The organism is Mesorhizobium sp. M3A.F.Ca.ET.080.04.2.1 (genome assembly GCF_003952525.1).
GTDB lineage: Bacteria > Pseudomonadota > Alphaproteobacteria > Rhizobiales > Rhizobiaceae > Mesorhizobium.
Map to the genome: position 1 here is coordinate 2,088,805 of NZ_CP034451.1, position 24,244 is coordinate 2,113,048.

21 protein-coding genes are annotated in these 24,244 nt (G+C 64.9%); 7 read left to right on the top strand and 14 right to left on the bottom strand.

Features of this window, described 5'->3' with window-relative positions; genetic code table 11:
* Positions 1-3: 3 nt before the first annotated feature.
* From EJ074_RS10050 to EJ074_RS10115, 14 genes are all read right to left on the bottom strand, one after another.
* Positions 4-969 (bottom strand): TIM barrel protein, encoded by a 966-nt coding sequence (locus EJ074_RS10050; protein ID WP_129553225.1) that lies wholly within the window; start codon positions 967-969, stop codon positions 4-6.
* A 15-nt stretch (positions 970-984) separates the two neighbouring features.
* On the bottom strand, positions 985-1,851 hold the full coding sequence (locus EJ074_RS10055) for a TIGR01459 family HAD-type hydrolase (protein ID WP_129553226.1): 867 nt from the start codon (positions 1,849-1,851) through the stop codon (positions 985-987).
* Positions 1,848-3,122 (bottom strand): FGGY-family carbohydrate kinase, encoded by a 1,275-nt coding sequence (locus tag EJ074_RS10060; protein WP_129553227.1) that lies wholly within the window; start codon positions 3,120-3,122, stop codon positions 1,848-1,850. Before EJ074_RS10060 ends, EJ074_RS10055 begins: the two co-directional genes overlap by 4 nt.
* Entirely contained in the window at positions 3,119-4,063 is a 945-nt protein-coding gene (locus EJ074_RS10065; RefSeq protein ID WP_348627000.1) for a class II aldolase/adducin family protein, read from the bottom strand. The genes EJ074_RS10060 and EJ074_RS10065 overlap by 4 nt, the downstream gene beginning before the upstream one ends.
* A gap of 127 nt (positions 4,064-4,190) precedes the next feature.
* Positions 4,191-5,708 (bottom strand): glycerol-3-phosphate dehydrogenase, encoded by a 1,518-nt coding sequence (locus tag EJ074_RS10070; protein ID WP_129553228.1) that lies wholly within the window; start codon positions 5,706-5,708, stop codon positions 4,191-4,193.
* 46 nt (positions 5,709-5,754) lie between these two features.
* Positions 5,755-6,795, bottom strand: coding sequence for a 2-hydroxyacid dehydrogenase (locus EJ074_RS10075; protein ID WP_129553229.1), 1,041 nt, complete (start codon positions 6,793-6,795; stop codon positions 5,755-5,757).
* Positions 6,796-6,803: 8 nt separating this feature from the next.
* Positions 6,804-8,357: an FGGY-family carbohydrate kinase gene (locus EJ074_RS10080; RefSeq protein WP_129553230.1), complete on the bottom strand. Its 1,554-nt coding sequence runs from the start codon at positions 8,355-8,357 to the stop codon at positions 6,804-6,806.
* Positions 8,357-9,481: an ABC transporter ATP-binding protein gene (locus EJ074_RS10085; RefSeq protein ID WP_129553231.1), complete on the bottom strand. Its 1,125-nt coding sequence runs from the start codon at positions 9,479-9,481 to the stop codon at positions 8,357-8,359. The genes EJ074_RS10080 and EJ074_RS10085 overlap by 1 nt, the downstream gene beginning before the upstream one ends.
* Positions 9,478-10,596, bottom strand: a complete 1,119-nt coding sequence (locus EJ074_RS10090; protein ID WP_129553232.1) for an ABC transporter ATP-binding protein — start codon at positions 10,594-10,596, stop codon at positions 9,478-9,480. Before EJ074_RS10090 ends, EJ074_RS10085 begins: the two co-directional genes overlap by 4 nt.
* 5 nt (positions 10,597-10,601) lie before the next feature.
* Positions 10,602-11,459: a carbohydrate ABC transporter permease gene (locus tag EJ074_RS10095; RefSeq protein ID WP_095807981.1), complete on the bottom strand. Its 858-nt coding sequence runs from the start codon at positions 11,457-11,459 to the stop codon at positions 10,602-10,604.
* Positions 11,460-11,468: 9 nt separating this feature from the next.
* Positions 11,469-12,392, bottom strand: coding sequence for a sugar ABC transporter permease (locus EJ074_RS10100; RefSeq protein ID WP_095807980.1), 924 nt, complete (start codon positions 12,390-12,392; stop codon positions 11,469-11,471).
* A gap of 157 nt (positions 12,393-12,549) precedes the next feature.
* The gene (locus EJ074_RS10105) at positions 12,550-13,995 is read right to left on the bottom strand and encodes an extracellular solute-binding protein (protein WP_095807979.1); all 1,446 of its coding nucleotides are present in this window, start codon (positions 13,993-13,995) and stop codon (positions 12,550-12,552) included.
* Between the two features lie 45 nt (positions 13,996-14,040).
* The gene (locus EJ074_RS10110) at positions 14,041-15,015 is read right to left on the bottom strand and encodes a sugar-binding transcriptional regulator (RefSeq protein WP_095807978.1); all 975 of its coding nucleotides are present in this window, start codon (positions 15,013-15,015) and stop codon (positions 14,041-14,043) included.
* A gap of 457 nt (positions 15,016-15,472) precedes the next feature.
* A complete protein-coding gene (locus EJ074_RS10115; RefSeq protein ID WP_129553233.1) occupies positions 15,473-15,802 on the bottom strand; it encodes a low affinity iron permease family protein in 330 nt (109 codons plus the stop codon).
* Between the two features lie 857 nt (positions 15,803-16,659).
* On the opposite strand from EJ074_RS10115, the gene EJ074_RS10125 reads away from it, so the two are divergent.
* The 7 genes from EJ074_RS10125 to EJ074_RS10155 are packed head-to-tail and all read left to right on the top strand — an operon-like array spanning position 16,660 to position 24,224.
* A complete protein-coding gene (locus EJ074_RS10125; RefSeq protein WP_245454820.1) occupies positions 16,660-17,385 on the top strand; it encodes a heme-binding protein in 726 nt (241 codons plus the stop codon).
* Positions 17,386-17,390: 5 nt separating this feature from the next.
* Positions 17,391-19,265, top strand: coding sequence for a methanol/ethanol family PQQ-dependent dehydrogenase (locus EJ074_RS10130; RefSeq protein WP_281033660.1), 1,875 nt, complete (start codon positions 17,391-17,393; stop codon positions 19,263-19,265).
* On the top strand, positions 19,246-20,112 hold the full coding sequence (locus EJ074_RS10135) for a substrate-binding domain-containing protein (protein WP_129553235.1): 867 nt from the start codon (positions 19,246-19,248) through the stop codon (positions 20,110-20,112). The genes EJ074_RS10130 and EJ074_RS10135 overlap by 20 nt, the downstream gene beginning before the upstream one ends.
* A complete protein-coding gene (locus EJ074_RS10140) occupies positions 20,109-20,642 on the top strand; it encodes a c-type cytochrome (protein ID WP_095807974.1) in 534 nt (177 codons plus the stop codon). The genes EJ074_RS10135 and EJ074_RS10140 overlap by 4 nt, the downstream gene beginning before the upstream one ends.
* A 14-nt stretch (positions 20,643-20,656) precedes the next feature.
* Positions 20,657-21,652, top strand: a complete 996-nt coding sequence (gene coxB / locus EJ074_RS10145) for a cytochrome c oxidase subunit II (protein ID WP_129554030.1) — start codon at positions 20,657-20,659, stop codon at positions 21,650-21,652.
* Positions 21,649-23,622, top strand: coding sequence for a cytochrome c oxidase subunit I (gene ctaD, locus EJ074_RS10150; RefSeq protein WP_129553236.1), 1,974 nt, complete (start codon positions 21,649-21,651; stop codon positions 23,620-23,622). Before coxB ends, ctaD begins: the two co-directional genes overlap by 4 nt.
* Positions 23,619-24,224: a cytochrome C oxidase subunit III gene (locus EJ074_RS10155; protein ID WP_095807971.1), complete on the top strand. Its 606-nt coding sequence runs from the start codon at positions 23,619-23,621 to the stop codon at positions 24,222-24,224. The genes ctaD and EJ074_RS10155 overlap by 4 nt, the downstream gene beginning before the upstream one ends.
* Positions 24,225-24,244 lie beyond the last annotated feature (20 nt).

Here is a 24,244-nt window from a genome sequence, read left to right on the forward strand (position 1 = left end):
TCGTCAGACGCCGCGTCTGGATGTCGGAGCCGTGCTGCGTGGGGCCAAAGCCGACCTGCCGGGATCGATGAAAGGCGCCCAGTAGTCGACCGACTCGCGGATCATGGCGACGACCTGATGGTCGACAGGCTCGCGCTCGCGAAACGACAGCTCGAGGCAGATCTCGTTGTCGGTGCCGCCGCCGCGCCGCACCGTCTCCAGGAATTTCTGGGGCGTGATGCGGCCATCCTTGTTGTAGGCCTCGGTGAAGGGCCAGTGGCCGCCCTTGTTCATCGACGATTGCTTGATGTGAATGATCGGGGACTCTCGCGGGAAAGCCTCGGCCCAGGCATAAGGGTCGATGTCGGCGGGATTGCTCGACGTCACGTCGCCATGGTCGATGTCGACCATCATCTTGAGCGGAATGGCAAGACCGGCGGCCTCGATCTGCTCGTGTAGCGCCCGGCAGCTCTCGATGGTGTGGCCGAACTCGCGGCCGACCGACATCGGCTCCCAGAACAGATAGGTCAATCCGGCCGCCCTGGCGTGCTCGGCGACCTCGCGCCAGCACTCCATCGCGATGTCGAGGAGGCGGGCGCGGCGTTCGGGATCGTCATAGTCCTTATGAGTGAAGATGGCGAACTGCGTGCCGATGCCGTTCGCGCCAAGCTCAACCGAGATGTCGGCGAAGGTCTTGAACCAGTCGACATAGTAGCGGCGGACATCGGCATCCGGGTGGCCGAAATGGTTGAGCCGACCATAGGGACCGGTCATGCCGGAGGTGATGCGCACGCCGGTGCGCGCCAGAGCTGCGCGGAACAGCCGGATAAACTTAGCGATCGTCGCCGCCGGCCAGCCGGGATTGACGAACTCATGCGTGAGCTGGACGTCCCTGACGCCGATGTCATAGGCGATGGCGTCGATCAGATCGTCTGGATCAGCGAAGCGGTTGACCAGGGGATTCGTGTTCAGCGACAACGTGAAAGGCAAGATCTCACCTCCTGCTCAGGCCTGCCAGACGAAGCTTGGCAGGACAAAGTCCGGCCGGGCGCCGTGACCGGCAAACAGCTCGTCAAGCTCCTGACCATTCATCGCGGCCAATATGCCGGAACGCACCAGCGCCGATGACAAGCCGGCACCAGAAGCGCCGGCAATGTCGTGCTCGACGCTGTCGCCTATCCCGACAACGCTTTCCCGCGCAGGATTGCCCAGCCTGTCGAGCGCGACCTCGTAGATCGCCCCATACGGCTTGCCGATCCATTCGACCCGGCCGCCGAGTTCCTCGTACAGCTCGGCGATCCGGCCGGCGCCGAAACGCGGCCCCGATCTGGTCAACATGATCCTGTCGGGGTTGGTGCACAGGCACGGCACGTCGGCCTCCGCCGCAGGCGCCAGCAAATGACGATAGTGGTCGAGCTCGAAGCGGTCGCCTTCACTTGCCGACAGCAGGATGATGTCGGCGCGGCCGGCGTCATCGACCAGCTCGAGATCGAGCCCGTCGACAGCGCTCCTGTCGCCATCGCGCGCAATCAGCAGGCAGCGTGTGCCGGACGCAAGGCCGGGGTGCCCTGCCAGCCCGGCAAATCGCCGCCAGGCGACTTCCCCGGAGCTGAGAAAGATATCCCAGGAGCCGCGCTTGAAGCCGAGCCCGACCAGGCGATCCTCGTTCGGGGCCGACCGCTTGCCGGAATTGGACAAAAGCACAACCGACTTCCCGGCGGCCTTCAGTTTCGACAGCGCCTCGATCGCCCCTGCATAGGCGACGCTGCCGTCATGGAGGACGCCGAACTGATCGATGAGGAAATGATCGTAGCGGCCGGCGAGGTCAGCAAGGTCTCGCAGCACCACGGGTTTGGTCGTGGCGGTGCTCATATAAGCCCCGCCTGGCGTGCGCCCTGAAGTGCCAGCCTTGCCGTTCCGGCCGCCGCTTCCTCGCAAAGCGCATCGAGAAAGGGCACGCCCAGCTTCTTCACGCGGATTGCCGTCCACGCCGGGTTGCGCGCGCCGCCGCCGACACTGCGAACGGATCGCAGCTCCGGCCCGCCGAGATCGGCAAGCTGGCGGTAGCCCCGTGCTTCGATGGCGGCAATGCCCTCCAACATCGCCTGCAGGAAATGCGCGTCATCCGCCGGGCGCGGTTCGAGGCGCGGCGCGAGGCCGGCATCGGCGATCGGAAAGCGTTCGCCGGGGCCAATCAAGGGATAATAATCGAGGCCGGTCGGCCGGTCCGGCTTCATCGACCCGGAGAGTTCGACGATGCGCTCGACGGGAAAGAAATGCGCCAGCACCTTGCCGCCGGTGTTCGACGCGCCGCCGGCCAGCCAGGCGTCGCCGATGCGGTGGCTGTAGATGCCGAACTGAGGCGCAAACAGGGGTGTCTCGCACATTACCTTGAGCGTCAGAGAGGAGCCGAGCGCGGTGACGGCGTCGCCGACGCGGGCGGCTCCGGTGGCAAGAAAGGAGGCGCAGCCGTCGGTAGTGCCGGCGACCACCACCGCATCGCCGGCCAGCCCGAAGCGTTTCGCGCTCTCGGCGCTGATCGCTGCGATCGCCGTCCCCGGCGGAAGGACCTGCGGCAGCAAGGCCATGTCGGCGCCGGTCCTGCCCATCCAATCGGGCCAGCGGCGCCGAACCGGGTCATAGCCGGTCTTAAGCGCATTGTTCTCGTCGCTAACGGCGACGCGTCGGGTGAGACGGCCGGCGATCCAGTCGGCCTGGTGGAGAACCCGGGCCGGCTTCAATCTACTTTGGAACAGCAGCAGCTTGGCAAGGCCGGAGGTGACGCCATGCGCCGCGCTTTCCGGCGGCGCCTCGGCAGCGATCGCCGAGAGAATGGCGGCGTCCTCGACCTTATCGGAATACATCAATGCCCCGCTCAGCGGCTCGCCGGCGCCGTCGACCGGCAGCATGGTGCCGGAGGTGCCGTCGACAGCAAGCGCGCGAACCTGGCCGGCATCGACCCGAGCAAACAGCGCTGTGAGGGCCGCCTCGACCGCTCGCCACCATGTCGCCGGGTCCCGCCAATCGGTCCCGAAATCGGCGAGCGCGACGCCAGCCTGGCCATGGATCGCAAAGCTCGCGTCCATGGCGACAGCGCGCACGCCCGAGGTGCCGACGTCGATGCCGACGACGAGCGCGGTCATTGCAGCGATGCCCCGCTGCGCCGGTTCAACTCCTGGCGATATTTCTCCGCGTCCCAGTTCAGCAGCTCGGCATTCTCCTGCGGGCTGAGATAGTTGACGTGCGCCGCCGGATCGATGCGCGCGGCGACATCGGCCAGGCAGCGCGCCATCGCCTCGGCGCCGGCATCGGCGTCACGCCGCATCAGGACGCCCTTGCCGGGAAACAGGATCGATACGGGAGATGGCTGGCCGGACGCGCTCATCCTCGCGGCGACAGCGGCCGCGTTCTCTTTCGGGCCAGCGATCACTGATCCGATACCCAGGAAGATGACGTGGTCGGGATAGAGGCTGCCGGACGCCGCGATCCGGCAACTGACGAGGTCGGTCGCCGCCGCGTGAGCCTCGACGGCACGCGGAAGGCGGTAGTCGCTGCCCATGGCCAGTCGCAGCAACGCGTCGACATCGGGCGCCGGAGCGGCACGCGACGGGCGGGCCAGCAGGCCGCTGACGCGCCGCAGCAGCAGGCTCGCCTCGGCGACGGTTTCGCCGGCAACGACGAGCCCGTGATTGCCGAGCACCAGCACGTCGGTGCGCGGCCCCAGCCGCTCGGCGATGCCCTGCGCCAGCGGCAGGCCCGGCCGGCGATAGGGCACGAAAGCCCAGTCGAGACCGCGCAGGCGTTCGGCAAGCAGCGCTTCGGCGTTGGCCTGAACCGCAGCGGCGATGGTCTCGACACAATGGACGTGGACGACGATGTTCTGCGGCAGCAGCGCATGCACGGTGGTTTCGATGGAAGGCCGCAGCCGGTGCGGGTTGAGATCGGCCGGCGTGAACTGGTCGGCTTTCTCCGCCGCCGGGCTGCGTCGCGCCACCGCCTCGAGCAGGGGCGCCAATTCCACAGGCACCATGATATCGCTGGCCGCCGCATTCATCAGCCAGGTGCCGGACGCCTTGATCCACAACAGACCATTCTGCTTGAGCGAGGTGTTGCCGCCGGCGCCCTGGACGAGCAGCGGATCGGCGCCGACGCTGGCCGACAGACTACGAAGCGCCTGGACTGGGCGTCGTCCTGATCGATGCGAGCAGCCATCAGCCTGCCTTCGCCAATCGATTGGCGCACCAGTCCTCGAAGGCCGCACGCTCCGGCGGCGAAAGATGCAGCCCGTGCTTGGTGCGGCGGTCCAGAATGTCGGCGGCGGTCGAAGCCCATTCGTGTTCGAGCAAATAGGCGGCCTCGCGTTCGAAGAAGTCCCTGCCGAACTGTCGCCCGAGGTCAGCGACGGAGCTGGCGGCGCCGACCAGGGCGCGGGTGCGCGTGCCGTAGAGGCGGCCATAATGCTTGAGCAGGGAGGCCGGCATCCACGGATAGTCGCGGCCAAGATCGCCGAGGAACTGTTCGAAGTCGGCGTTGGCAATATCGCCGCCGGGGAGATGCGCATCGGAAGTCCAGGCTTTGCCCATGTTCGGGAAGAAGGGCCGGATGCGATCCAGCGCGTGCTCGGCCAGCTTGCGAAACGTGGTGATCTTGCCGCCGAAGATCGACAGCAGCGGGGCATGGCCTTCCGGCGCGTCGAGTTCGAAGATGTAGTCGCGGGTCACTGCGCTTGGGTTGTCGGCATTGTCGTCATAGAGCGGCCGAACGCCGGAGAAGGAGTGAACGAGGTCGCCGCGCGAAAGCCCACGTTTGAAGTAGCGGTTGACGACCTTGATCAGGTAGTCGATCTCGCTGCCGTCCGCTTTGACGTCCTCGGGCCGCCCTTCGTAGGGAATGTCGGTGGTGCCGATCAGCGCCAGATCGTTCTGGTAGGGATTGATGAAGATCACCCGCTTGTCGTCGTTCTGGACGAGATAGGCCTGCCGCCCTTCCCAGAATTTCGGCACGACGATGTGGCTGCCCTTGACCAGGCGAACATTGCGCTTGGAGTTCTGACCGGCGACACGGTTGACGACGTCGTTGACCCAAGGGCCGGCCGCATTGATCAGCGCCCGCGCCCGCACCATCGTCTTCACGCCGGTGCTCCCGTCGCGCATCTCGACGACCCACAGGCCGTTCTCGCGGCGGGCGGCGGTGCAGACAGTGCGGGTGAAGACCCTCGCCCCGCGTTCGGCTGCGTCGAGCGCGTTGAGGATCACCAGCCTGGCGTCGTCGACCCAGCAATCCGAATATTCGAAGCCCCGCTTGAAGGCATCCTTGATCGGCGCGCCCTCCGGCGCCTTGCGAAGGTCGAGCGTGCGCGTGGCGGGCAGCCGCTTGCGGCCGCCGAGATGGTCGTAGAGGAACAGGCCGAGCCGCACCAGCCAGGCCGGCCGATCGTCGGGACTGTGCGGCAGCACGAAGCGCATCGGCCAGATGATGTGCGGGGCGGATTCGAGCAGCACCTCGCGCTCGATCAGCGCCTCGCGGACCAGGCGGAACTCGTAATATTCGAGATAACGCAGGCCGCCATGGACCAGCTTTCCGGAGCGGGAACTGGTGCCTTCGGCAAGATCGTCCTTCTCGCACAGGATGACGGACAGGCCGCGGCCAGCCGCATCGCGGGCGATGCCGGCGCCGTTGACGCCGCCGCCGATGATGAAGAGGTCGACGATCTCGCTGCCGCCGGTCATGCGCGCTGATCTCCGATCCCGCTTCTTTGCATCATCGCGGCGGCCTTCAGCAGGGATTGACCGGCGGCAGGCCGGCAAGGAAGCGGCGCACCTCTTCGGCCGCCTGCTCGGCCGCATAGGTGACGGTGCGTACCGAAGCGCCCGCGATGTGCGGAGTGAGCGTCACGTTCGGCAGCTGCAGCAACGGCCAGTCGGCCGGCACCGGCTCGATGGCGAAGGTCTCCAGCATGGCGCTGGCGATCTGGCCGGAAAGCAACGCTTCGTAGAGCGCGTCGTAATCGACCAGCGGCCCCCGCGCCGTGTTGATGAAGATCGCGCCGGGCTTCATCCTGGCAATTGTTTGCTTGTTGATCAGGCCCCTCGTCTCATCGGTCACCCGGGGATGGATCGTCACCACATCGGAACGGGCAAGGAGGTCGTCCAGCGCGACCAATTCCACCCCCGCGTTGCGGTCTTCCGCGCTCAATTGCACATAGGGATCGCAGACCAGGATTCGGCAACCGAAGGCGCGCAGCAGGCGCACCACCTTGGTGCCGATATTGCCATAGCCAACGACGCCGACGGTCATTTCGCTGAGCTCGCGGCCGGTGCGGTCGGCACGGTAGAGATCGCCGCGCCACTCGCCCTTGCGCAGGGCCTCGTGACCGACGCGGATCAGGCGCGTTTCGGCCAGGATGGCGCCGATCGTGAATTCGGCGACGGCGCTGGCGTTGCGGCCGGGGACATTGACGACCCGGATGCCATGGGCCCGGGCGGCAGCCATGTCGATATTGATCGGACCGCCGCGCGAAACCGCCACTAGCTTCAGTGCCGGCAGGCGCCGCATCATGCCTTCCGACAGTGGCGCAAGCTGGGTGACCAGGATCTCGGCATCGCCGATGAAGCCGACCACCTCGTCCGGATGGCCGAAATACTCCTTGATCTTGTCGAGACCGAGCGCCGGATTGCCGAACTCCATCGGTTGGTCGGGCCAGGCGGTTTCGAGGGTGCGGATGTCGAGGCTGTCGCCGCACGCCTTCTCGATCTGAGACCGGAACACATCCGGGAGCATGAAACGGTCGCCGATGATCGCAATCTTTCTGTGCATGCCAGTTCTCAATTCACTTTCGATGCGGCCATCGACCGCCAGACCGGACGCAGCGCCTCATGTGCCATTGCGTAGGAGGGAGCCATGGCTTCGTATATGGCGGCGAGCTCCCGGTCGCTGGGCTCGGCCTGGCCAAGCAGCGGTGTCACCCATTCGCCGACGCAGTCGTCCATCGACGGATAGAGGCCGACGCAGACCGCGGCGATCATCGCCGCGCCAGCCGCCCCCGCCTCCTCGCGCGCGCTGATGCGAATGTCGGCGCCCACGGCAGCGCCCAGAATCCGGCGCAGCGCCGGGCTGCGGGCCGCGCCGCCGGTAAGCCGGACCTCCCGCGGTAGCGGACCCATGGCGGCGTAGCAATCGCGCGCCGCGAAGGCGAGGCCCTCGAAGACCGCGCGCACCATGTCGGCATAGCCGTGCCGCGAAGAAATGCCGACGAAGCCGGCCCTGGCATTGGCGTCGACAAACGGCCCCCGCTCGCCGGCCTCCGAGACATAGGGCTGATAGATCAGCGATGCCGGCTGTGACGAGGCGATCCATTGTTCGACCAGCGCGATCATCTCGCCGTTCGAGCGCGTGATGCCTTGCGAGGCAAGGATGCCGGAGGCGAGGCCGAGCACCCAATCGATGTTGAGGGTCGCCGCCATGTTCGACTGCATCTGGGCGAAGACGCCGGGCGCCGGCATGGTCATCGTGTAGCCGGTCTTGGCTTCGTTGAGCAGCACCTCGGCCGGCGTCTCGGCCAGCCGCATATGCATGCCGGTGGAACCGATGATCGAGCAGCCCGGCTTGCGCTGGCGGTCGAACAGGCCGGCGCCGAGCGCCGTGCAGACGACGTCGACATAGGCGAGCACGACCGGCGTGCCGGCAGTGAGCCCCGTCGCTTCGGCAGCCTCCTGCGAAAGACTGGCGCTCTGCCTGGTGCCGTCGACGATCGGCGGCAGCAGATGCCTGAGGTCTGCCAAGCCCAGCACCTCGAGCACGTCATCGTCATACTCGCGGGTGCGAAAATCGCCGAAGGTGAAGGTGCTTTCGGAAGGATCAGTGGCGCGCTCGCCGGTCAGGCGAAAATAGAGCCAGTCCTTGCAGTGGAACGCAGTCGCCGCCTGGCCGAGCACGCCCGGCATGTTGCGTTTCATGAACACGAACTGCGAGCCCTGCTGACAGGCAGCGAGGCCGCTGCCGGTCCTCTCGAAGCGCAGCCGGTCTTCGGGCCTGGCGCGGATCTCGTCGACGATGCTGGCCGCACGCGCGTCGAGCCATAGCCAGCCTTTTGCAACCGGTTCGCCCCGCTTGTCGATCAGCCATGTGCCGTCGCCCTGCCCTGTCACCGAAATGGCGATGACGCGCTCGGCGAGGTTGGGCACCTTCTCAGCCATCTGGCGCAAGGTGGTGGCTGTATCGGTCCATGTGCGCGCCAGATCCTGCTCGGCGCCGCCGCCCGGCAAGGTTTCGTATCGGTTCGGAAGCGCCGCGGCCGCGATCTGGCGGCCCGCCGTATCGAAAGCGACGGACTTGATGACAGACGTGCCGGCGTCGATGCCGATCAGCACATCCCGCATCAGGCGAGCTCCATGCCGTGCGCAATGGCGTTGCCGCTCGCCTGGTCGAAAACGTGCAGATTGGCCGGGTCGATGCTGACCTTGATCGGCTCGCCCAGTTCCAGGCGCGTGCGGTCATGCTCCACCAGAACCAGCGAGCCGCCGGCGAAATCGGCCGCGATGTGCGTCTGGTCGCCCAACCATTGATTGGCAGAGACGGTGGCCGGAACGCCGTCCTTGGAACGGCGGACCGCATAGGGCCTGACTCCGATGACGACTCGTTCCCGGCTCAGAAGCAGGTCGCGCACCGGCGCGCTGAAGGCATCCTGGTCGTAGTCGAGCGAGAGGCCGTCGGGGAGCCGCAGATTGACCTTGCCGGCGGCGCTTCCGACAAATGCTTCGAATACATTCATCGGCGGCTCGCCGACAAAGGTGCCGGTGAACAGGTTCGCCGGCCGTTCCTTGATCCTTTGTGGCGTGTCGAACTGCTGCAGCACGCCACCCTCCATCACCGCGATGCGATCGGCCAGAGCGTTGGCCTCGGTCTGGTCGTGGGTGACCAGGATCGCGGTCAGGCCGCGCTCCTTGATGAAATGCTTGATGCGGCCACGCAGGACGGCGCGCAGCTGCGGCTCGAGCTGGCCCATCGGTTCGTCGAGGAGATGCAGATCGGCATTGCGGATCAACGCCCTGCCGAGGCTGGCGCGTTGCTGCTGGCCGCCCGAGATGGAGCTTGGATAGCGGTCGAGAATGTCCTCGATCTCGAGCAGCTTGGCGATGTTGGCGACCTTGGCTTCGACGTCGCCCTTGTGCAGCCTGGAGGCCTTCAGGGCGAAGGCCATGTTCTCGCGCACGGTGAGCGGCGGATAGAGCGAATAGCCCTCGAAGGCCATCGCCACATTGCGCCTCACCGGCGCCAGCATGTGCACCTTGCGGCCGGCCACCGAAATCTCGCCGCGCGAGACCTCCTCGAAGCCGGCGATCATGCGCAAAGTCGAAGTCTTGCCACAGCCCGAGGAGCCCAGCAGCGCCACGATCTCGCCCTTGGCGATCTCGATCGTCAGGTTCTTCACCGCATGCACGCCGCGATCGATCGGGCCATAGAACTTGTCGACACCGGAAATGCTGAGGGCACTGGTGCTCATGCCGCTTCTCCGTTGCGCAGATTGACGACGTTCTTCGAGCCGATGCGCTCGCCGTTCGCGTGGTCGAAGAGCAGCGCGCTCTTGGCATCGACGGCGATATGGGTCTTGCCGCCGCTGTGCCCCGGTGTGCCGGCCGGCCGCGAGACGAGGATTTCGCGGCCGCGCACGGTGCGAACCAGCGTGACGATCTTCTCATTGAGCGGCGTCTCGGCCTCGACCGTTACCGGAATGGCGCCCGGTTCGCGCTCGCCAGCGAAATGCAGCGCCTCGGGCCGCAGGCCGATGATGCAGTCACGACCGATCGCCGCCTCGGGCGCGCCCGCCAGATGCACCTGCACATTCGACAGCCCGATATAGATGCCCTTGCCATCGCGCTGCGGCTTGACGTCGAGCAGATTGATGGTCGGATCGCCGAACAGCCGTGCGATCTCGATATTGGCAGGCTCGCGGTAGATCTGCTCGGGCGTGCCGAGCTGCATGACCACGCCTTGCGACATGACGGCAATGCGGTCGCCGAGCGCCATCGCCTCCTTGTAGTCCTGGGTAACGTAGATGACGGTCGCGCCGCGGTCGGCGAGCAGCCGCGGCAGCTCCAGGCGCATCTCGAAACGCAGCTTGGCATCGACGTTGCGCAGCGGATCGTCGAGCAGGAGCAGCGGCGGCGAGCCGACCAGCGCACGGGCAAGCGCGGTCCGCTGTTTCTGCCCGTTGGACAGCGCGCGCGGCTTGTGGGAGAGCACATGGCCGATCTTCAGCAGCTTGGCGACGCTTTCAACACCGGTTTTGATGGAGCTTTCGGACGTGCGCTTGGCCTCGAGCGGCGTGGCGATGTTCCCGAAGGCGCTCATATGGGGAAACAGCGCGAAGTTCTGAAAGGCCATGCCGACGCCGCGGAATTCGGCATCGACATCGGTCATGTCCTCGCCGCCGATGAGGATCTTGCCCTCGTCCGGGTCGACAACGCCGGCGACAAGGCGCAGAAGCACGGTCTTGCCGGCGCCGGAGGGTCCGAACAGGACCAGCGTCTCGCCATCGGCCACGGTCAGTGACAGGTTGTCGAGGACCGTCTGGCTCTTGTAGCGCTTGACGATATTTTTGAGCTCGAGGCTGGCCATCCGAACTACCCTTTCACAGCACCGAGCGACAGACCTTCGACGAGATAGCGTTGCGCATAGAGCGCCAGCGCCAGCGTCGGCGTGATCGACAGGACGATCGCCGCCGAGATCTGGCCGTACTGGATGCCCGAAGAGGTGATGAAGGCGAGCGCGCCGACCGTCACCGGCTGCTTGTCGGCGGAGGCGAGCACCAGCGCGAAGACGAAATTGTTCCAGGCAAAGATGAAGGCGAGCAGGCCGGCAGCCGCGATGCCTGGCCCGGCAAGCGGCAGCGCGATCTTGCGGAAGGTGGCGAACCAGGAATGGCCGGCGATGCGGTAGGCGTATTCGATGTCGGCCGGGATGTCCTCGAAATAGCCGCGCACGATCCACAGGATGAGCGGCAGGCAGATCAGCTGGTAGACCCAGATCAGCCCGATATAGGTGTTGGCCAGCCCCAGCTTCTGGAAATAGAGGGTAAGAGGCAGAAGCACCAACAGCGCCGGCGCGAAGCGGAACGACAGCAGCGTGAAGGCGATGTCTTCAGAGCCGCGGAACTTATGGCGGGCAAACGCATAGGCAGCCGGCACGCCGAGCAGCAATGAGAGCGCGACAGAGGTCACCGACAGGAACACCGAGTTCCACAGGTTGCGCATGAAGGCGATGTCGAGCGTGCCGGCGGCGGTGACCAGCTTGCCGGTGATCAGCGCCGTGTAGTTGGCGAGCGTCGGCTCGAAGACCAGCTGCGGCGGGATGCGCAGAATCGTCTCGTTGGTCTGGAACGACATCATGAAGATCCAGGCGATCGGAAACATGAAGAAGACCACGACCAGGGTTAGTGCTGCGCCGCGCAGGACACGTTCGAGAAGCGAGGTGTGTTCCATCCCGGGCTCCTATGACAGGCCGCGCGCGCGTTCGCGCAGCCTGAGCCAGTTCTTGATGAAGATGTTGGATAGGAAATAGGTGATCGCCCACAGGATGATCATCAGCGCCGCTGAGCGGCCGACATTGGTCGACTGGAAGAAGTTCAGATAGGCCTCGACCTGGAAGACGGTCAGCGTGTCGCCGGGCCCGCCTTGGGTCATGGCGTAGATGATGTCGAACTGCTGGATGGAATCGAGCAGGCGGAACAGCGTCGCCGTCAGGATGTAAGGCGTCAGCATCGGCAAGGTGATGCGGAAGAAGACGAAGCTCCTCGGCACCCCGTCGAGCGCCGCCGCCTCGAAAGGCTGCGTCGGCAGGCTGCGCAGGCCGGCAAGCAGCAGGATCATGATGAAGGGGGTGTAGACCCAGATGTCGACAAGCACGACGGTGAGCAGCGCCGTGGAGGGCGAGGACGCCCAGCGGAAATCCTGCAGGCCGACGAGGCTGGCGAGATAGCTCAGCACGCCGAAGCCCGGATTGGTCATCAGCTTCCACATCAGCGCGGCGAGCGCCGGCGCCGTCATCAGCGGCATCAAGAGCATGATCGAGATGAAATTGTTCAGCGTCGTGCGCTTCTGCAGCAGCATGGCGATGCCGAGGCCGAGCAGCAGCTCCAGCCCGACGGTGATGCCGGCATAAAGCAGCGATATCTCCAGCGTGTTCCAGAATTTCGGATCGGTGAAGAAGGAGATGTAATTGTCGCCCCAATTGAACTGGCGCGCCCAGGGCTGGCTCAGCCGATAGCGCTGGAAGGAATAGACTACGGAAGTCAGGAACGGGATCAGGATGCCGATGCAGACCAGCAAGGCCGGCAGGCTCAGGAGATAGGGCAACACCCTCTTGCTGATCCTGAAGCCGGAGGGCCTGGTTTTGTGCATGGTGGCCGCGGTCATCGCGCTGTTCCGTCAATCCTGTGCTACCGCCTGCCGGCCGCCCAGGGAGCAAGGCGGCCGGTGGGGCGAGGTGGCGATGCCGGATCTTGGCACCGCGTCGCGAAGTTGTCCTCAATTCCGGGCTGGCCCGCGCGAGGCGGACCAGCCCTGTCAACCGTCAGCCGAGACCGGCCTCCTTGAGCTGGCCGTTGATGCTTTCGGCCAGCTTGTCGAGCCCTTCGTCGACCGGCACTTCCTTGGCCACCATCTTCTGCAGGGTCGCCGCCCATTCGGTGGTGAGATCGAAGAACAGCGGCTGCGCGGTGAACTTGATGCTGGCGCCTGGCGCGGAAGCGTCGAACATCTCGACATAACCAGGATAGCTCTTGTTGAGCTTCTCGCGGAACATCTCGTCCTTCCAGACCGCCTGCCGGACCGGGTTGACGAAGTCCATCTTGGTTGCGCCGAAGAGGCAGTGATCGAGACCGGAGGCCCACTGCATGAAGTACCAGGTGGCGTCCTTGTCCTTGGAGAAGTTGGACATCGACAGCGACCAGATCCAGATGTTCGGCGTCGGCGCCTTGGCGGCCGGATTGGCCTTGAAGCCGGCGAAGGCGAGCTGGCCGGCCATCTTGTTGGAGCCGCCATTCATGAAGTAGCCGAGGATGTCGGCGTCGAAGATCATCGCCGAAGCGCCGGCGCCGAGATCGGTGCCGACCTGGTACCAGGTGTAGGTCGACCAGTCCTTCGGACCGCTCTCCTGGATCATCTGCACCCACTGCTTGTGGAAGGCCTTGGATTCGGCGGTGTTCATGGCCGCCGACAGCTTGCCGTCGGCCGAGACGTTGAGGTCCTTCTGGTCGAAATTGGCATAGGCCGACAGGAAGCCAGGATGGATGGTCGCCCAGGAACGCGAGCCGCGCACGCCGATGCCGTAGACGCCGCCACCGACATCCTTCGTGAGCTTGGCAGCCGCGGCGACCAGTTCGTCCATGTTGCCGGGAACCTTGACACCGGCCTTGTCGAACATCGCCTTGTTGTAGGTGATGTTGTTCTGCTCGAAGCCCCACGGAATGCACCACTGCTTGGCGTCTTCCGAACCGAGCGCACCGCCGGGCTTGCCGTTCCAGGCGCAGGAGTTCCTGACGCCGGGCAGGAAGTCATCCCAGGCATATTTCGGATTGGTCTTGGCCGGATCCTTGATCCATTCGTTGAGGTCGGTGATCCAGCCGGCCGGGCCGTAGGTCCAGGTCATGTAAGCGCCGGTCATGAAGGCGTCGTACTCCGGCGAGCTTGCCGAGAGCGCCGCCGTCACCTTGTCGAAATAGACGTCTTCCGGGAACACGTCGTAGGTGACGTTCATGCCGGTCAGCTGCTTGAAATTGTCGAGGTCGGCAATCATCGCATCGGCATAGGGATGCTTGTTGAGCAGGAGCTTGATCGTCTTGCCCTTGTGCGCCTGCCAGTCGAAATCGGCGGCGAGCGCGCGCGTTTGTCCAAGATTGAGCAGGACGCCGGCAGTGCCGGCGGCAAGGCCCATGGCGCCCAGCCCCTTGATCAGCCCTCGGCGGTCGACTTGTTCGCGCAGGAACGCATCGATCAGGTCTTTCTCTTTCTCATGCATGTCCTCTTCTCCTCCAAAGGGTAGTTTCAACCAAAGCGGTGCCGGCTACCCGACCGGCGTCTGTTCCACGAGCGACCGCGCCGTCCGCTCGTCGGTTATCAAGCCCTTGAGAAAGCGCCCCTCCAGCACTGACTTGATGGCGCGAACCTTGATCTTGCCGCCGGCGACGGCGACGATCCTGCGGTTGGCGATGTCCTCGCGCGCCAACGCCAGCGCGCGGCTGGAAACCGTGGTCGCCACCGGCCTTCCCGCCTCGTCGAAGAAGTGGCCGAGCAGTTCGCCGACCGCGCCGTTGCGCCGGGTCTCCTCCATCTCGGCCTTGCCGATCATGCCGGTGGCAACGAGCGAGGCCTCCTGCTCGGCAGTGCCGATGCCGGCAAGCAGAAGGTCGGCTGACCTTGCCAGATCGAAGACCTCGCTGATGCCCTTTTGACCGAGCAGCACGGCACGATCCTCGACGGTGTTGGCGAACATCGGCACCGGCATGACATAGGCCTCGGCGCCGGTGCGTTCAGCCAGCCGATGAATGACGTCGTGCGGGTTGGCGGAGAATTTGCGCGTCAAGCCGCCGAGCAGCGAGACGAAGCGGATCTGGTCCGCGGATGTACGGGGCAGGTACTCGACGCAAGCCGCGAGTGTGCGACCATGGCCGACGCCGATCAGCGTGTCCTCGCCGCGCTCGACTTCGCGCTTGAGGAATTGCGCGCCGGCGATGCCGAGCGCCTTGAGCGGCAGGTCCTCGGTGTCGAAATCCGGCACAACCTCGCAGTAGTCGAGACCATAGCGGTGAGAAAGCTCGTCCTCGAGCGCGACGCATTCCGACACCTCGCCGTCGATATAGACCTTCACCAAGCCTTCCTGGTTGGCCTTGGTGATGAGGCGATGCGCCTTGAGGCTGGTGAGGCCGAGCCGCTTGGCGACCTCCGACTGGGTCAGGCCGCCGGCGTAGTGAAGCCAGGCGGCGCGGGCGGCCATGCTGGTCTCGTCGTCGCGCAGGAGGCCGTTGCCGAACCCAACCATTTCCGCCCTTTTGATATTTTTATCAGTTGCTGCAAAATTTTTCACACGGCGCCGCAGAAGTCAAGTGGGGCGAATGCCCTCCAGCGCAAAAGCCGTGTCAGTGCCCGGAGCGGCGTACAGCGATTCACGTGGATTTCTGATCCCAGCGGCCTGGCGGCGGGGACGTCGTCGCTACGACAGATTGAGGACTGTGCAGATCGCGCTTAGCCGTCAGACGGCATCGTCTGCGCCCGCATGGAACTCCTCGCTATCGGAAGTGGCGTTAAGTCACAGGCAGTGGCACGTCCTCACCAGGAAGAACACTCCCACGCCGTAGGGGAGCAGCAAAAAGCCAATGGCAATCCAATAGCCAGGCTGCGCCATCGCTGCGAAATCTGAACGAAGCTGCTCCATTTGCGTGCGAACGCGGGACCACAGCGCTTGTTCCCCGGAACGTGGCAGCGCGTTGCCGTCAGCTTCACTTGGAGGCTGCCTCCGCCTCAAGCTGCGCCAGTTTCGACTTTATCTCTTCCGGGTCGGCGTGCTCCAGACCGACCAATTCGTTCTCTGTTTCATTCAATCGCAGGACGATCTCGTCGAGCTTGGCGTGGATCGCAGCCGTGTCGCGATAGTTTTGGATGAGGACGACGCCCGTGATGATGATGGCGGCCACCGACAATGCATAGGTGACGACGTTGGTCAGGCCAAGAGGCACCAGCAGCGTGCACGCGGCCATCGCGGCGACGATGAGATAGAAGCCCGGCGGTCGGGACAGGAAATCGGCCAAGAGGAATAGAAGGCGGTTCATGGTCCCGTCGATCCTGGTTTGCTCAAGGGGTAGCGCGCCGAACCCGAGGGCGGTCAATCACAAATGATGGGCGCCCGGCTGTGAAATGCCTCCCGGCGTGCGGCGAACTCACCAACACGGCCAGCGGATTTCAGGCTTTGAAACCTTGGCCTGTCCAGCGCGTTCTGTGCTTCACAAGCCAGCCAGGAGACAAGATGACCAAGCCGATAGCGAACTGGAACGACGCCTATGACCCACAAGCCTTCGCGGAAAGGCATGGGCTGACGCTGGACCAGGCCAGAATAATCATCAGTTCCAACGGACCTTCAAGACATGCCTGCGACGTAGGCGCTCTCGCTTTCCTGAGAGCGCTGGAGATCAAGAAGCGCAGGGAAGCTGCCAAGGCAGCATTATTGGCGGCATATCGCAGAACACGAGCGTCGGCGCGAGAACCCGGCTGACGGGTCGCTTGGCGCCAAATCCTGGCGCACTACTCGTCTCCAGAGCGAACCTTGCCCGCCCATCGAAGGAGCGAAGCCCGCCCGTGGATCGGGCAGGCTTCGGTCACAACGGAGGAGCAGAACCGCGACGAGAGCAAAGTCTGACAGAAGCTAGGCACACTGGCTCTGCGGTGAGGTTCGCAGCCCAAGGGGCAGGATCCAGCCCAATATTCCACGCGTAACCAGGAACAAAGCCGCGGCAGGCCAGTTCGGAGGCGCGCAGCAAGAGCGAGATCAGCCTGCAGCGATGGTGGACGTGGCGTCGCCATCAGGCGTCGGTCGCTTCGCCTGTGCCGAAGTCAACAAAATGCTTTGAGGCCCATGGATCGCCGTCGGTTTCTTTCACTAGCTGTCAGCCTCGTGGGTTTGGCGATCGGTTTGCTGCAGCACGATACGGCCTGGGCGCAAGCGCCCTGCCCGGCCGATCACGACAAGTTGCTCTCCGCGCTGAAGGCCAGCGTCAAGGCGAGCGGAGGGCCGGCCAATGGCGGCTTCGAAACAAACGAATGGGCTGCGATCGTGGCTCGCGACGGCACGGTCTGCGCGGTCGCCTTCAGCGGTCCCAGCATCGATGCGCAGTGGCCCGGCAGCCGGCTGATCGCCGCCGAAAAGGCCAACACGGCCAACGGCTTGAGCCTGGCTCAGATGGCTCTGTCGACGGCCAATCTCTATGCTGGCGTCCAGCCGGGCGGCCCGCTCTTCGGCCTGCAGGCAACCAATCCGGTCAACCTGGCGGCGGCCTTTGCCGGCGAGGCCAGGACGTTCGGCAGCGTCAACGATCCGCTGATCGGCAAGCCGATCGGTGGCGTGGTGGTGTTTGGCGGCGGCCTCGCCCTCTATGACGGCAAGACGATCGTCGGCGGTCTTGGCATCAGCGGTGATTCCTCCTGCGCCGATCACAATGTCGCCTGGCGCGTTCGGGCGGCGCTCGGCCTCGACAAGGTTCCGGCCGGCGTCAATCCCAATCGCAAGGACGCCATCGTCTACGACCTCGATGCCGGCGGCAAAAGCGCATCCGGCTGGGGCCATCCGCTGTGCGCGGGCAAGGAGGCCGATATCGCCGCGGAACTGGGGGCTGGAGTCGGGGGCTCCGTTGCCAAATGAAGAGCATGCCGCAATGGACAGAGAAGTGCCTTGGCGAGCGGCGAGCTGGCGACGCTGCGACAGCGCGCAGCCTTCCTGGATCGAGGATCCTTGCTGTCGTCGTGCTGGCCTGCTGCCCGTTCCTGACCGCCGCATCGCAGCAGCCCGCCGCGATACCGGCGATAGCGCCGCCGGCATCGGCCGCGCCGCCCGATGACGGGCAATGGACGATGCCGGCCAAGAACTATGCCTCGACCCGCTACAGCGAGCTTTCGGAAATCAACGAAAGCAACGTCAAGAACCTGCAGGTCGCCTTCACCTTTTCGACCGGCGTGAACAAGGGCCAGGAAGCGGCGCCACTGGTCATCGCCAACACGATGTACATCGTGACGCCGTTTCCCAACTTCGTTTACGCGCTCGACCTTTCCAAGCCCGGCGCGCCGATAAAATGGAAGTACGAGCCCAACCCCGAACCTGCGGCGCAAGGCGTTGCCTGCTGCGACGTTGTCAACCGGGGCGCGGCCTTTTCCGACGGACGCATATTCTTCAATACGCTGGACGGCCACACGATCGCCCTCGACGCCAACACCGGCAAACCGATCTGGAACACGCATATCGGCAACATCAACATGGGCGAGACCATCACCATGGCGCCTCTGGTGGTGAAGGGCAAAGTGCTGGTCGGCAACTCGGGTGGCGAGATGGGCGTGCGCGGCTGGGTCAAGGCGCTCGATGCCGGCGACGGTCATGTCGTCTGGACGGCCTTCGGCACCGGCCCAGACAAGGATGTGCTGATCGGGCCCGATTTCAAGCCGCATTACGACGTGGACAAAGGCAAGGACCTAGGCGTCACCACATGGCCGCCGGAGGCGTGGAAGATCGGCGGCGGCAATATGTGGGGCTGGATCTCCTACGACCCCGACCTCGACCTGATCTTCCACGGCACCGGCAATCCCGGGCCATGGAATCCGGACCTGCGGCCGGGCGACAACAAGTGGACGGCAGGAATATTCGCGCGCGATCCCGACACCGGTGCGGCGAAATGGTTCTATCAGTGGACCCCGCACGACCTTCACGATTACGACGGCATCAACGAACAGATCCTGCTCGACATGAATTGGCAGGGCAAGCCGCGCAAGGTGCTGGTCCGGCCCGAGCGCAACGGCTACCTCTATGTTCTGGATCGGGCCACCGGTGAGGTCCTCTCGGCGACGCCTTATGGGCCGGTCAATTCCAGCAAGGGCGTCGATCTCAAGTCCGGCCGCCTGATCGAAAACCCCGACAAGAAGACGGGCACCGGCAAGGTTGTGCGCAACATCTGCCCGACCGCCTCCGGCGCGAAGGACTGGCAGCCTTCGGCATTCTCGCCGAAGACCGGCCTCATCTACATCCCGCACAACAATTTGTGCATGGACGAAGAGGGCGTCGAGGTGAACTACATCGCCGGCACGCCCTATGTCGGCATGAACGTGCGCATGATCCCGGGGCCCGGCGGCAATCGCGGCGCCTTCACCGCCTGGGACATAGCCACTGCGAAGCCGGCCTGGAGCCTGAAGGAGAATTTCCCGGTATGGAGCGGTGCCGTCGCCACGGCCGGCAACGTCGTCTTCTACGGAACCATGGAAGGCTGGTTCAAGGCGGTCAACGCCGAGACCGGCGATCTGCTTTGGCAGTTCAAGACCTCGTCCGGCATCATCGGCCAGCCCATCACCTATCGCGGTCCCGACGGGCATCAGTATGTCGCGATCCTGTCGGGCGTCGGCGGCTGGGCCGGCGCCATCGTCTCGGGCGACCTCGACCCGCGCGACGCAACGGCTGCGCTGGGTTTCGTCAACGTGATGAAGGACCTGAAAAATGTGACCACGCCGGGAGGCACGCTCTATGTGTTCCGGCTGCCCTGATGCGTTCGGCCTGAGCTTGCGCCGGCGAAAGGCGTTCCAGCGCCTCATGGCCTGGGTCGCGGCGCTTGCCCTGCTGCTTGCGGCGGCTGCTGCCGAAGCGCGCGAGCTCAGGGTCTGCGCCGATCCAAACAACATGCCCTTTTCCAACACGGCCGGCCAGGGCTTCGAGAACAAGATTGCGAGTATCGTCGCCGCCGAACTCGGCGCCAGCCTGACCTACACATGGTGGGCACAGCGACGCGGTTTCGTCCGCAACACGCTGAAGGCCGGGCTCTGCGATCTCGTGCTTGGCACGCCGGCCAATGTTGAAATGCTGCGCACCACCACGCCCTACTACCGCTCCTCCTACGTCTTCGTGACAAGACAGGACGGCCCGGATATCTCGTCATTCAACGACCCGCGCCTGCGTGACATTCGCATCGGCGTTCAGCTCATCGGCGACGACGGCGCCAACTCGCCGCCGGTCCAGGCGCTCGGCCGCCGCGGCATCGTCGGCCGTCTGGTCGGCTATCCCGTCTATGGCGACTATTCCGCCCCCAATCCTCCGGCGCGGATCGTCGAGGCGGTGGCCGGCGGCGAGATCGATCTCGCGGTCGTGTGGGGACCGCTCGCCGGTTATTTCGCCGCGAAACAGAAGGTGCCGCTCAGGATCAGGCCGGTCGCGCCCCGCATCGACGGACCTCTGCTGCCGATGGTCTATGACATCTCCATGGGCGTCCGGCGCGAAGACGACCGTCTGCGCGGCGAGGTCGATGCCGCGCTATCCAAGCACAAGACGGAGATCGACGCGGTGCTGGCGCAGTATGGCGTTCCCCGCCTCGATGCCGCCGGGAGCCCGGTGCGATGAAGCCCGGCCTCGCCATGCTGCTGTGCGCGTCTCTGGTGCTCGCCGCTTGCCAGCGCGAGGAGCGGGACACCCGACCGCAATCCTCGCTCGGGTCCGGCGAGCAGCCGACGCCGGTGACGACGCTGGAACCGGGCGGCGGACGGCCCTCGCCCAGCGACAACAAGGCCGCCGGTTTCGAGGCGAACGCCTTTCACCTCAGCGAAGGCAAGCGGCTGTTCGGTTGGTTCAACTGTTCGGGATGCCACTCCAATGGCGGCGGCGGCATGGGACCGGCGCTGATGGACGAAAAGTGGGTCTATGGCAGCTCGATGGAAAGCATCCACGCCACCATCCGCGACGGACGGCCGAACGGCATGCCGGCTTTCCGCGACAAGATCCCCGACGACCAGATCTGGGAGCTTGCCGCCTTCGTGCGTTCGCTGAGCGGCAAGGCGCCCTCTTCAGCCGCGCCGTCGCGCAATGACGACATGATGGTGCATCCGTCGGAAAACCGCCTGCCGGATGCCGCAACATTGGGGAAATCGCCGTGAGGCGCCTCGGCTCGATGGCATCCGCCATGGCCTGCGTCTTGTTTCTGCAGGGATGCGCAGGCTGGCAATCGGCGCTCGACCCGAAAGGTCCCGCGGCAAGTGAGCTGGCATGGCTGATCTGGTTCTTCACCGGGCTTTGCGCGGCGGTGTGGGTGCTGGTGATGATCGCTCTGGCTGCACCACTGGTCCTGCGCTCGCGCCAACGCACCGAGCCGCTTGTGCTCGACGCCGGCGCCGACGACCGCAAGTTCCGCGTGGTCGTAGCCGCGCTTGGCGTGACGGCGTTGATCCTGATCGGGCTCACCTTGCTCAGCTTCTTCGCCAATCGCACGCTGGCGGCGATCGGCTCGGATGCTGCCCTGACCATCCGCGTGACCGGGCACCAATGGTGGTGGGAAGTACGCTACGAGAACGCGCAGCCAAACCGGATCCTGACGACGGCGAACGAGATCCACATCCCTGCCGGCGAGCCGGTCCGGCTGATTGTGACCTCGACCGACGTGATCCACTCCTTCTGGATCCCGAGCCTGGCCGGCAAACTGGACCTCATCCCCGGCCATATGAACGTGCTCGATATCGAGGCGAACAAGCCGGGCATCTACCGTGGCCAGTGCGCGGAGTTCTGCGGCGCCCAGCACGCCAATATGGGAACATTCATCGTCGCCGAGCCGCGGCCGAAATTCGATGCCTGGCTGAACGAGCAGTTGCAGCCGGCCGCCGCGCCGACGAGCGGCGAGGCCAAGGCCGGCGGAGACCTGTTTGTCAAGCGACCCTGCGTGATGTGCCACCGAATAGGCGGCACGAGGGCCGGCGGAACGGTTGCGCCCGATCTTACCCATATAGCCAGCCGGCAGACGCTCGCGGCCGGAACCCTGACGATGAGCCGCGGCAATCTCGCCGCCTGGATAGCCGATCCCCAAGGCATCAAGCCCGGCGCCCACATGCCGGTGGTCAGCCTCAACGGCGACGAGCTCAACGCGATCGTCGCCTATCTCGAGGGGCTGAGATGAGCAGCGCCGACCTGACCAGCGAGCGCGATTTGCCGCAGCGCGACACCGCCGGTAAGGGCGATCTTGCCCCCGAACGGGACGGGCCGCGCGACACCGGCATGGACGACGCCAGTCTGCAGCGCTGGCTGACGCAGACGTGGCGGACGCCGTCCGGCATCGTCGGCGCGCTGTCAAGCGTCGACCACAAAATCGTTGCGCGGCGCTATCTGATAACGGCTTTCGTCTTTCTGTGCCTGGGCGGACTCAACGCGGTCGCGATGCGAATCCAGCTCTCCGGACCGCGGCGCGGGCTGATCGGACCAGACCTCTACAACCAGCTGTTCACGATGCATGGCGTCACGATGATGTTCCTGTTCGCCGTGCCGATCGTGCAGGCGACCGGCATCTACCTGGTGCCGCTCATGGTCGGCACCCGCAACATCGCCTTCCCGCGCCTCAACGCCTTCAGCTACTGGATCTACGTCTCGGGCGGCATTTTTGCCTGGGTTTCTTTCGCCCTCTCGATGGCGCCGGACGTCGGCTGGTTCGCCTATGTGCCGCTGTCCGGACCCGAATTCGCCCCCGGCAAGCGCGCCGACGTGTGGGCGCAGATGATCACCTATACCGAAGTATCGTCGCTGGCGGTCGCCGTCGCCACCATCGTCACCGTGCTCAAGCAGCGCGCGCCCGGCATGTCGCTGGACAAGATCCCGCTCTATGTCTGGGCGATGCTGGTCACCTCCTTCGTCGTCGTCTTCGCCATGCCGGCGGTGATGATCACCTCGACCTTCCTGATCCTCGACCGCCTGGTCGGCACGCACATCTTCAATCCGGCCGAGGGCGGCGACGCGCTGCTGTTCCAGCATCTGTTCTGGTTCTTCGGCCATCCCGAGGTCTACATCATCTTCCTGCCGGCGACGGGCATGGTCTCGGCGATCATTCCCGCCTTCGCGCGGCGACCGATCTTCGGCCATCTCGGTCTGGTCCTGTCGCTGATCGCGGTCGGCTTCCTGTCGTTCGGCCTCTGGGTCCATCATATGTTCGCGACGGGACTGCCGAAGCTCGGCGCCAGCTTCTTCACCGCGTCGAGCATGATGATCGCCATTCCCAACGGCTTGCAGATCTTCTGCTGGCTCGCGACATTGTGGGACGGCAGGCCGGTGATCCGCACACCGTTGCTGTTCGTCTTCGGCTTCTTCTTCATCTTCGTCATCGGCGGCCTCACCGGCGTCATGCTCGCCTCGGTGCCGCTCGACCTGCAGGTGCACGACACCTATTTCGTCGTCGCCCACTTCCATTATGTGCTGATCGGCGGATCGGTGTTTCCGCTGCTTGGCGCAGCCTATTTCTGGTTTCCCAAGATCACGGGGCGGATGATGAGCGAGGCCCTCGGGCGCTTGCACTTCTGGCTGGCCTTCATCGGCTTCAACGCGGCTTTTTTCCCGATGCACATCGTCGGCTTGTGGGGCATGCCGCGACGGGTCTACACCTATCCGGCCGAGCTTGGCTGGGGGAACATCAATCTCTTCATCACCGCCGGCGCGGCGCTCTTCTTTCTGAGCTTCGTTCTGTTCACCTTCAACCTCGTGCATGGCGCCATGAGGGGTGTGCCCGCGGGTGACAATCCCTGGGATGCCGGCACGCTGGAATGGGCGACTTCGTCACCACCGCCAAGCTACAATTTCGCGCGCATTCCGGTCGTCAGCCATGTCGAGCCGCTCTGGGCCGAACGCGAGGCAATGCCTGTAGCGACGGGGCTTCGGGTCGATGCACGCGAGCTGCTCATCTCCACGGTGGCCGAAGCCCGCCCCGATATCCGGGAAAAATCGGCGACGCCATCGATCTGGCCGCTGCTTGCCGCCGTCGCGGTCGGCGCCACCTTCCTCTACTCGATCTTCACGCCGTGGGCGATCGTTTGGGGCGCGGTGCCAATCGCCGTCACTTTAATCGGATGGTTCTGGCCGAAAGGCGATCCGGAGGACGAGGAATGAAGCAGCGCCCCGTCGCCGATCTTTCAACCCTGCCGAGCTTTGGGGTTGGTCCGCGCAGCCCGACATGGTGGGGCACGCTCGGCTTCATGGCGCTGGAAGGCACCGGCTTCGCGCTGGCGGCCGGCGCCTATCTTTACCTGGCGCTGTCATGGTCCGAATGGCCGCTCGGCGCACCGCAACCCAACCATTGGCCGGGCACCATCGTCACCCTGCTTCTGATCGTCAGCGTGGTGCCGAACCACATCCTCAACCGCCACGCCGAGCACTGCGCCATGACGCCGGTGCGAATCTGGCTGGTGGTCATGTCGCTGCTCGGCATCGCCCCGCTCATCGTGCGCTGGTTCGAGTTCCCGGCGCTGAATATCTACTGGGACACCAATGCCTACGGCTCGATGCTGTGGGTGCTGCTGGGCCTTCACACCACGCACCTCATCACCGATGTCGGCGATACGATCGTGCTGACGGTGCTGATGTTCACGCGCCATGGCTACAACGGCCGCCGTTTCGGCGACGTCGGCGACAACGTCTTTTACTGGGATTTCGTGGTGCTGACCTGGATCCCGATCTATCTGCTTATCTATTGGGTCCCGAGGCTAGGCTGAGATGCGCGCTTTGCGGTTAG

Coding starts and splice junctions, on each gene's coding strand:
- EJ074_RS10055 (WP_129553226.1), bottom strand. CDS start 1,851: ATGAGCACCGCCACGACCAAACCCGTGGTGCTGCGAGACCTTGCTGAC.
- EJ074_RS10060 (WP_129553227.1), bottom strand. CDS start 3,122: ATGACCGCGCTCGTCGTCGGCATCGACGTCGGCACCTCGGGCGTGCGC.
- EJ074_RS10070 (WP_129553228.1), bottom strand. CDS start 5,708: ATGACCGGCGGCAGCGAGATCGTCGACCTCTTCATCATCGGCGGCGGC.
- EJ074_RS10075 (WP_129553229.1), bottom strand. CDS start 6,795: ATGCACAGAAAGATTGCGATCATCGGCGACCGTTTCATGCTCCCGGAT.
- EJ074_RS10080 (WP_129553230.1), bottom strand. CDS start 8,357: ATGCGGGATGTGCTGATCGGCATCGACGCCGGCACGTCTGTCATCAAG.
- EJ074_RS10085 (WP_129553231.1), bottom strand. CDS start 9,481: ATGAGCACCAGTGCCCTCAGCATTTCCGGTGTCGACAAGTTCTATGGC.
- EJ074_RS10090 (WP_129553232.1), bottom strand. CDS start 10,596: ATGGCCAGCCTCGAGCTCAAAAATATCGTCAAGCGCTACAAGAGCCAG.
- EJ074_RS10095 (WP_095807981.1), bottom strand. CDS start 11,459: ATGGAACACACCTCGCTTCTCGAACGTGTCCTGCGCGGCGCAGCACTA.
- EJ074_RS10100 (WP_095807980.1), bottom strand. CDS start 12,392: ATGACCGCGGCCACCATGCACAAAACCAGGCCCTCCGGCTTCAGGATC.
- EJ074_RS10105 (WP_095807979.1), bottom strand. CDS start 13,995: ATGCATGAGAAAGAGAAAGACCTGATCGATGCGTTCCTGCGCGAACAA.
- EJ074_RS10110 (WP_095807978.1), bottom strand. CDS start 15,015: ATGGTTGGGTTCGGCAACGGCCTCCTGCGCGACGACGAGACCAGCATG.
- EJ074_RS10115 (WP_129553233.1), bottom strand. CDS start 15,802: ATGAACCGCCTTCTATTCCTCTTGGCCGATTTCCTGTCCCGACCGCCG.
- EJ074_RS10130 (WP_281033660.1), top strand. CDS start 17,391: ATGCCGCAATGGACAGAGAAGTGCCTTGGCGAGCGGCGAGCTGGCGAC.
- EJ074_RS10135 (WP_129553235.1), top strand. CDS start 19,246: ATGTGTTCCGGCTGCCCTGATGCGTTCGGCCTGAGCTTGCGCCGGCGA.
- EJ074_RS10140 (WP_095807974.1), top strand. CDS start 20,109: ATGAAGCCCGGCCTCGCCATGCTGCTGTGCGCGTCTCTGGTGCTCGCC.
- coxB (WP_129554030.1), top strand. CDS start 20,657: ATGGCATCCGCCATGGCCTGCGTCTTGTTTCTGCAGGGATGCGCAGGC.
- ctaD (WP_129553236.1), top strand. CDS start 21,649: ATGAGCAGCGCCGACCTGACCAGCGAGCGCGATTTGCCGCAGCGCGAC.
- EJ074_RS10155 (WP_095807971.1), top strand. CDS start 23,619: ATGAAGCAGCGCCCCGTCGCCGATCTTTCAACCCTGCCGAGCTTTGGG.